The sequence below is a fragment of the Bradyrhizobium sp. PRIMUS42 genome, assembly GCF_023006515.1.
GTDB lineage: Bacteria > Pseudomonadota > Alphaproteobacteria > Rhizobiales > Xanthobacteraceae > Bradyrhizobium.
This window is the reverse complement of the sequence record NZ_JALBGZ010000278.1, coordinates 1-7,561: the sequence shown is the minus strand read 5'-3', so window position 1 is coordinate 7,561 and position 7,561 is coordinate 1. Positions and strand designations below refer to the sequence as shown.

The window sequence follows — 7,561 nt, the reverse complement described above, 5'->3', positions numbered from 1 at the left end:
AAGGCGCAGAAGAACACGACGCGGCGGCCGGTGGCGGCCGCGACCTCGCGCAGCATGCCGCCGGGCTTGAGGCTCTCCTCGATGGACGGATAGGGCGCATGCAGCGCGCCTTCGAGCATGCCGTGCTTCATCCGCTCGTTGGTTTCGCGCAGATCGACCAGCAGCATGTCGGGCCGGCCGAGAATGCGGATCGCCTCGACCGCGCTGAGCGCACGGCCTTCCTTCTCCAGTTCCTCTTGATGCAGGCCGACATGCATGTTGGCTGGCACCGCCACGTCCATCATCTTCGGATTGGGCAGCTTCAGGTTCGCCATCAGCTCGATATATTCGTCGACCGAGCGCACCTGGAGCCGCGGATTGTAGCGCTTCTCCTCGCCGATGGTGGAGACGGTATCGCCCTTGTAGTCGTGCGCCGGGAATACCATCGTCTCGTCCGGCAACTTCAGCAGCCGGTTGAAGATCGAATCGTATTGCGCGCGCGAAGAACCGTTCTGGAAGTCGGTGCGGCCGGTGCCGCGGATCAGCAGCGTGTCGCCGGTGAAGACGCGATCGCCCATCAGATAGGAGTAGGAATCGTCGGTGTGACCGGGCGTGTACATCACGTCGAGCGACAGGCCCTCGATCGTCACCTTGTCGCCGTCGGCGACCCGCATCGCCACCACGTCGGCCTTGGTCTGGTCGCCCATCACGGTCATGCAATGGGTGCGGTCGCGCAGCTCACCGAGGCCGGTGACGTGGTCGGCATGCAGATGGGTATCGACCGCCTTGACCAGCTTGAGGTCGAGCTCGCGCAGCAATTGGCAGTAGCGGTCGACCTTCTCCAGCACGGGATCGAGAATCAGCGCCTCACCGCCGGGGCGGCTGGCAAGCACGTAGCTGTAGGTGCCTGAAACGCTGTCGAAGAGCTGGCGGAAGATCATGGCAGGAAGTCCGGCAGTGGAACTGATTTCGAGGATTCTACTACGGACGCGGTCCTAAAGAGAAGCAATTCACTGCGTGGGTGACGAGATTTGGAAGATTTTTATTGCAGTGCGGGTTGGGGGGTGGCCATGCTGTCACCCACCCAAAGCTGTCATCGCCCGCCTAGTGCGCAATTGCGCACAGGAGCGGGCGATCCATTATTCCAGAGACCGTCGTGGGATACGGAGAAGCCGCGGCGTACTGGATTCCCCGCTTGCCGCTTACGCTAAAGCTTCGGCGCGCCCAAGACCAAACCCCGGCGAAGCCTTGGCGTAGCCGGGGTCGCGGGGAATGACGTCGAGGGTGCCGCGACGCTGTGTGCGCGGCCCCTCAGGGCCGCACCACCGTGTAGCCGTTCTCCGCGAGGAAAAGGATCTGCCCGACGCCCACCTGCACCGGTGTTGCGGCCTGGATGAACTCCGGCCGCTTCCCCGTCTCGCGCTCGATCGTGTCCACCGTGTTGAGGCAGATGTCGAAACGCACGCCCTGTGCGATCAGGCTTTCGACCTGCTTGCGACGCTCGCTGCCTGACAGCAGCAAGTCGATGCCGGGACCGAACGCCACCACTTCGATCGCGATCTTGTCGGGGGCGTAGGCCTTCAGAAGGTTGTTGGCGACGCTCAGCACCAGCGCCTGCTTCTTTGCATCGCCGTCGGAGAGTTGCAGCACAATCTTGTGCTCGGCGAACGGCTTGTCCTGGAGCGGCAACTGCTGCGCATCAGCCGGCATCGCCGGCCAGATGAGCAGCGTCAACAACATCGCGCTGAGAACTAGCGCCCGCCTCATCCTTGTCCCGCAATGCCTGGATTGTCGTCGACGCCTTTCAGCGTGACACCGGAGCCGAGCCGCTCCTGAAACATCCGGCCCGAGCGCAGATATTTGCCGACGACGTCCCACACCGGCGCGCCTTGCTGGCCGTTGATCGAAGCCCAGCCTGCGACCTTGTAGCGGTGGCTGGCGCTGAGCGCCTTGCCACTATTGAGCTTCAGCTCCGAGATGCGGCTGCCGATCGCTGCCGTCGGTGTGCAGGTGTAGCTGAGCCCGCCGGCGCGCACCATGTCGCCGCCCTGCTGGTAATAGGGATCGGGGTTGAAGAGGTTGTCGCAGATGTCTTCCAGCACGTCCTTGATCTGGGCTCCCGTCATCTCCTGCACATAGGTTTCGGGATAGGTGATCGCGGTCTCCGCGAGCAGATCCTCCATGGTCAACGCCTGGCCGGACAGCGCGGTGACGCCCCAGCGGAAGCCCGGCGACAGCGCGATCTCGGCATTGAGCTCGGTGCGGAGCGCGGTGCAGATCAGCTCGTCGACGGGACCGGAGAAATTGCCGCGGCGATAGAGCAGGCGGTCGGGCGTTGCGATCTTCGCCGACCAGTCGGTCACATGCGGCGCGCGCAGCCGGCCGATCAGCTCGGCCATTCCAGGGTCGGGCTTCAACAGCTCGGAATAGACAGGCAGCAGATGATAATGAACGTCGCCGACCTTGCCCTTGTCGATCGCGAGATCGAGCACGGCAAGGAATTTTCCGTTGGAGCCGGCATTGGTGACGAGCGTGGTCCCGCCCGCGTTTTTCACGGGAATCGGCTGCGGCACGGCGTCGTGGGTATGACCGCCGAGAATGACGTCGATGCCGGTGACGCGGCTTGCGAGCTTGAGGTCGACATCCATGCCGTTGTGCGACAGCAGGATGACCGCATCGACCTTGTCGGTGCCGCGCAAGGCATCGACATGCTTCTGCAATTCCTCCTCGCGGATGCCGAAGGTCCAGTCCGGCGTGAATCGCTTGGGATGCGCGATCGGCACGTAAGGGAAGGCCTGGCCGATGATCGCAACCCGATGGCCGCCGATCTCCTTGATCATTGAGGGCTTGAACACGCGCCCCGTGGCCTTGTCGAATGCGGGGGCATCGTTGAACGCGGCTTCCTCGGTCAGGAAAACGTTCTGCGCCAGGAACTCGCCCTTGAAGCGCTCGAGATTGTCGCGCAGCGTCTGCTCGCCATAGGTGAACTCCCAATGCCCGGTCATCGCCTCGATGCCGAGCAGATTGGCGACTTCGACCATGTCGCGGCCCTGCATGACCTGGGCAAGCCCGGTGCCCTGCCAGAGATCGCCGCCGTCGAGGAGCAGCGAACGTTTCTCGCCGACATCGGCTCGCAAACGGTCGACCAGCGTCTTCAGATGGGCAAAACCGCCGAGCTTGCCGAAGCGGCCTGCGGACTTCTCGAACTCGACGCAGGTGAAGGCATAGGCATCGGCGCTGTCGGAGCGGATACCGAAATGTTCGAGGAAGGCGCGGCCGACCAGGTGCGGCGGTCGTCCGGCCATCTCGCCGATGCCGATGTTGATGCTGGGCTCGCGGAAATAGACCGGGTTGAGCTGCGCATGGGTGTCGGTGATGTGCAGGATTCGCGCGTTGCCGAACCGCTCGAGGTCGTAAATGCTCGCGGCTTCAGTGCCTCGCGCAAGCCGCGGCAGGCTGAGCGATGCAGCGGCAAGGCCTGCAGACTTCAGGAAATCGCGGCGGCGGATAGCCATCCCAGATTCTCCGCGCCCTCTCATGATCGCAAGACTGCTCACCCGGGAACAGTCTAGCGGATTTCCATCGCCTTCCAGGCTTCTTTTTCAGACGTCGCCTGGAAGATCGACGCCTTCGCCAGCGCCTCGGCCTCCTTGGCTGCGGCAGTGGCGCGGTCGAAATCGCCGCCATCCGCCGCCTTCTTGGCCGTTGCCAGCGTGGAGACGGTGGTGGTCCATTGGTGACGCAGGCTGGCCGCCTCCTTGGCCGCAGCTTCCGCGGCGGCAAAGGCCGCCTTGTAGTCCGCTTCATTTGCCGCGCGCGCCGCTGAGGCGAGGCCGAGTGCGAGCAGCATGGCGAGAGGAAGTGTCCGCTTCATGGCCGCGCTCCCGGGCCTGAGATCGGCAGGCCGTTTGCAACGTAGGACAGGAAATATTCGACGTCGCGATACTCGTCCGACTGCGGCTCCAGCGGAACCGCGCGGGTCTGGCTGTTGCAGGTGACGAAGCGGCGGCTGGTCGTGCCCATGCCGCTCCATTCGGAGCGGTAGATCGGCATCGCGTTCAGGATACCGAGCGCCGGCGCCAGGGTTTCGGCGCGGATGCGCTCGCCCGGGCTTTGCACATGACAGCCGGCGCAGGAGAAGTTCATCTGGCCGCGCCGGGTGTAGAAATAGCGCTTGCCGTTTTCGAACGCCGCGAGTGCACGCGGATCATCGGGAATCTTGATGTCCATCGGCTTGCCGCGCGAGGTGAACGCCATGTAGGCGGTGAGCGAGGCCATCTCGTCCTTGACGTAGGAATAGGGCGCCTCGCCATTGGCCTCGCGGCAGCGGTTGAGCGCGAGCTCCAACGTGACGACCTTGCCTTCCCTCTCGTCGAAATAGGGATAGTTCTGGCGGATGCCGATGCCGCCGTTCGGGAAGCAGTCGGCATAGGTCTTGCCGTTCTTGAACGGGGTCGCAAACATCTCCTTGCCGGCATCGAGCGCGAACTCGTAAGGCGGGAATTCCTCCTTCTCCTGCCACTGCCGCTTCATGTCCTCATTCATGGAATAGGGACCGTTGACGAAGTCCTCGTGCTTCACGTCCGGAAACTTCTGGAAGAAGAAGTTTTGGAATGCCTTGGCGTCGGCGACAGGATCAACCTTGTCGGCTGCGACGACGTGCGCAGAGGTGAGGGCGAACGCGACCAGTGCGGCGCTCACCGAGCCGAGCAGGAGAGAGAAGCGGGCCTTCATCACGCGATCTTTGCGGTGGTGGTATCCGACGCACCCTTGTTGTCGGTCCAGGAGATCTTGAGCTCGTCGCCCTTCTTGGCGCCCTTGAAGCTGAACTTGACGTAAGGGTCCTTGGAGACCGCGGTGCCCCAATTGGCGACGAAGACGTCCTTGCCGTTACATTCGAACTTCAGTTCCTGGATGAAATGCGCCGGGATCAGCTCGCCCTTGGAATCCTTGACGAGGCCGGTATCCATGGGGTGCTGGATCAGCGCCTGCACCTCGGTGATGTCGCCGGTGGCGTTGGCGCGGACGCGAATGCTGGATGCCATCTGTTCCTCCTTCGCCGTTAGCCGCCGCAGCCGCCGACGGTGACCTTCACTTCCTTGGTCGCGCTGTAGAGCTTGCCGTCGGCTTCGACGATGGCGACCAATTTGGTGGTCTTGGCCATCTTCAGCCGGTTGGCGACGCCCGGAATGGTGCCGTCGGCGATCTTGTAGGACGCCGCGAGCGCGAACGGGTTCTCGGCCACGAGGAACGAGATCGAGGTCACCTTGTCGAGCGTCGTCGTCACCGAGACCGGCACGACGCCGCCGTTCTCGGCAATCTCCGGCGCATCCAGCTTGACCTTGTCGGAGGGCTCGGCGGTCTTGCCATAGAGCGCCTTGATCGCGTCGGCCTCGCTCTTCTGCTTGAAGGCCTCTTCCGGATATTTGTCGTTGGCCGCCGCGCGCGCCGGGCTGGCCGCGAACGGCAGGTTGCCAAGGCCGATCAGCGCGACCGAGGCCGCGCCCTGCAGGATCAGGCGCCTTGTCGCAAGGGGGCCGGTGGTCGTGGTCATCTGAAGTCTCCTGGGCAGCCGGCCGTTACAGGGTTTGCAGGAAATCAACGATCGCGCTGATCTCCTGTTCGGTCAAAATCCGGTTCCGGCCGAACGGCGGCATCATTGTCTGCGGATTGCGCTTGGTCTCGTCGAAGATGATCGCAGTGAGCTCATTGCGATCGGGGTACTTGGACTTGAGGTCCTTCAGTTCCGGCCCGATCGTTCCCGGCAGGTCGCCGCCTTTGATGACGTGACAGGTCAGGCAATTGCCCTTGCCGCGGTCGAAAGCAAGCTTTTGGCCATCGGCGACGGCGGATTGTGCCCGCGCCGGCGTGGCGACGATGGCCATCAGGAGGAACAGGACGGGTATCCGGGACAAGGCGGTCAAGGCGTCATTCCGAGGCGTTGTGGCGATGGTCGCGATCGCGGAAATAGGAGCGTTCCAAAGCACAAAGGGCATCGCCTGACAATCAAGACTATGCACGCGGCAAAATGGAGTTAATATCTTCCGCATTGCAACTAAACAGACTATTTGAGCGGCGGATTCTGCCCAAACTGTAAGGCCATGGCGCGGGCCGCTATTTCCAGGGTGTTTGGGCGCTTATCCGTTTTCATCGTGTTCTCGTTTTTTCAAGGGGACCTCACTTGGCTGAATATGTCGTCGAATTTGGCAGGGACGGCGGCCGGATCGAGCCGGACGGGCGGCTTGATGCGCCGGCCTTCCATCGCAATCACGCGCCGCTCTGGGCGGCGCTGGAAAAGCACCTCAGGGGGCAGACCGGCAACGTGGTCGAACTCGGCAGCGGAACCGGCCAGCACGTGGTCCATTTCGCCCGCCACACGCCCTCGCTGATCTGGTGGCCGAGCGACCTCAATCAACGCCACCTCAGGAGCATCGAGGCCTGGCGCGTGCATGCGGGCCTGCCAAACATCCGCTCACCCCTACGGATCGACCTCACCGATCCCGACTGGTGTCCGGAGATGAAAGGCGGGCAGGGGCCGACGAGTCTTGCAGCTGTGTTCTGCGCCAATGTCATTCACATCGCGCCCTGGGTCGTGGCCGAGGGTCTGTTCGCCGGCGCCGGCCGATACTTGCGCGCCGACGGCAAGCTGTTCCTCTACGGTCCCTTCAAGCGCGACGGCAAGCACACCGCGCTCAGCAACGCGGTGTTCGACACCTCCTTGCGTGAAGGCAATCCCGACTGGGGCGTGCGCGATATCGGCGACGTCGAGGCGCTGGCGAAGGCTGGGGGTCTTCGGTTGGTCGATACGATCGACATGCCCGCGAACAATCTGACACTGGTGTTCGCGAGGTAGCTATGCGGGAGGTCCGCTCCTTCCCCCGCCTGCGGGGGAGGGCTGGGGAGAGGGTGCTTCCACAACGGGACAATCCCCAAAGGGAAAAAGCCCTCACCCGCCGTGCTTCGCACGCCGACCTCTCCCGCTAGCGGGAGAGGTAAGAGCAGCCCGCGGCCGGTACCTTTGATCAATACGCCTCAGCCTTCCCCGTCCTTCCACCCGATCTTCTCCTTCAAGAACCGGAAGCCGAGCACCTCGAAGCCGGCGCGCTCCCTGTTGTCCTTGCCGTAGCCGTGGCCGCCGGCGGCCGGCTCGTAGAACCAGGCCTCGTAGCCCATCGCCTGCAGCTTGGCCGCCATCTTGCGCGCGTGGCCGGGATGGACGCGGTCGTCGCGCCGCGTGGTGGCAATCAGGATCGGCGGATAGGTCTGGCCATCCCTCACATTGTGATAGGCCGAATAGGTCTTGAGCCATTCCCATTCATCGGGCTTGTCGGGGTCGCCATATTCCGCGATCCAGCTCGCGCCCGCCAGCAGCTTGGTGTAGCGGCGCATGTCGATCAGCGGGATGGTGCAGAACAGCGCGCCGAAGCGCTCGGGGTAGCGCACCAGCATGTTGGTGATGAGGATGCCGCCGTTCGATCCGCCCTGGGCCGCGATGCGCTTGGCGCTCGTCAAGCCGCGGCGCACGAGATCGGCCGCGACCGCGGCGAAGTCATCATGCGAGAGCTTTTTGCCGGCGAGCCGG

10 protein-coding genes are annotated in these 7,561 nt (G+C 63.6%); 1 reads left to right on the top strand and 9 read right to left on the bottom strand.

The window, feature by feature from the left end; translation table 11 throughout:
- The 8 genes from MOV75_RS20470 to soxX form a co-directional block, all read right to left on the bottom strand.
- A partial coding sequence (locus MOV75_RS20470; protein ID WP_247006484.1) for an MBL fold metallo-hydrolase occupies positions 1-920 on the bottom strand: 920 nt, incomplete at its 3' end.
- Between the two features lie 370 nt (positions 921-1,290).
- Complete coding sequence (locus MOV75_RS20465) at positions 1,291-1,746, bottom strand: hypothetical protein (RefSeq protein ID WP_246929218.1); 456 nt, start codon at positions 1,744-1,746, stop codon at positions 1,291-1,293.
- Complete coding sequence (gene soxB, locus MOV75_RS20460; protein ID WP_246929217.1) at positions 1,743-3,494, bottom strand: thiosulfohydrolase SoxB; 1,752 nt, start codon at positions 3,492-3,494, stop codon at positions 1,743-1,745. Before soxB ends, MOV75_RS20465 begins: the two co-directional genes overlap by 4 nt.
- Before the next feature lie 53 nt (positions 3,495-3,547).
- Positions 3,548-3,853 (bottom strand): hypothetical protein, encoded by a 306-nt coding sequence (locus MOV75_RS20455; RefSeq protein WP_246929216.1) that lies wholly within the window; start codon positions 3,851-3,853, stop codon positions 3,548-3,550.
- Entirely contained in the window at positions 3,850-4,713 is an 864-nt protein-coding gene (soxA, locus tag MOV75_RS20450; RefSeq protein WP_246929215.1) for a sulfur oxidation c-type cytochrome SoxA, read from the bottom strand. Before soxA ends, MOV75_RS20455 begins: the two co-directional genes overlap by 4 nt.
- Positions 4,713-5,024, bottom strand: a complete 312-nt coding sequence (soxZ, locus tag MOV75_RS20445; protein WP_246929214.1) for a thiosulfate oxidation carrier complex protein SoxZ — start codon at positions 5,022-5,024, stop codon at positions 4,713-4,715. Before soxZ ends, soxA begins: the two co-directional genes overlap by 1 nt.
- Before the next feature lie 17 nt (positions 5,025-5,041).
- Positions 5,042-5,533 (bottom strand): thiosulfate oxidation carrier protein SoxY, encoded by a 492-nt coding sequence (gene soxY, locus MOV75_RS20440; RefSeq protein ID WP_246929213.1) that lies wholly within the window; start codon positions 5,531-5,533, stop codon positions 5,042-5,044.
- Between the two features lie 25 nt (positions 5,534-5,558).
- Positions 5,559-5,903 carry a sulfur oxidation c-type cytochrome SoxX gene (soxX, locus tag MOV75_RS20435; protein WP_246929212.1) on the bottom strand — a complete coding sequence of 115 codons (345 nt, stop codon included), beginning with the start codon at positions 5,901-5,903 and terminating at the stop codon, positions 5,559-5,561.
- Between the two features lie 257 nt (positions 5,904-6,160).
- On the opposite strand from soxX, the gene MOV75_RS20430 reads away from it, so the two are divergent.
- Positions 6,161-6,832, top strand: coding sequence for a DUF938 domain-containing protein (locus MOV75_RS20430; RefSeq protein ID WP_246929211.1), 672 nt, complete (start codon positions 6,161-6,163; stop codon positions 6,830-6,832).
- Positions 6,833-7,011: 179 nt separating this feature from the next.
- On the opposite strand, the gene MOV75_RS20425 is transcribed toward MOV75_RS20430, so the two are convergent.
- Positions 7,012-7,561: prolyl oligopeptidase family serine peptidase (locus MOV75_RS20425; RefSeq protein ID WP_246929210.1), on the bottom strand; the 550-nt coding region annotated here is incomplete at its 5' end.

Excerpts from the sequence above, each read along its gene's own strand:
- MOV75_RS20465 (WP_246929218.1), bottom strand. The coding sequence starts at position 1,746 with ATGAGGCGGGCGCTAGTTCTCAGCGCGATGTTGTTGACGCTGCTCATC.
- soxB (WP_246929217.1), bottom strand. The coding sequence starts at position 3,494 with ATGGCTATCCGCCGCCGCGATTTCCTGAAGTCTGCAGGCCTTGCCGCT.
- MOV75_RS20455 (WP_246929216.1), bottom strand. The coding sequence starts at position 3,853 with ATGAAGCGGACACTTCCTCTCGCCATGCTGCTCGCACTCGGCCTCGCC.
- soxA (WP_246929215.1), bottom strand. The coding sequence starts at position 4,713 with ATGAAGGCCCGCTTCTCTCTCCTGCTCGGCTCGGTGAGCGCCGCACTG.
- soxZ (WP_246929214.1), bottom strand. The coding sequence starts at position 5,024 with ATGGCATCCAGCATTCGCGTCCGCGCCAACGCCACCGGCGACATCACC.
- soxY (WP_246929213.1), bottom strand. The coding sequence starts at position 5,533 with ATGACCACGACCACCGGCCCCCTTGCGACAAGGCGCCTGATCCTGCAG.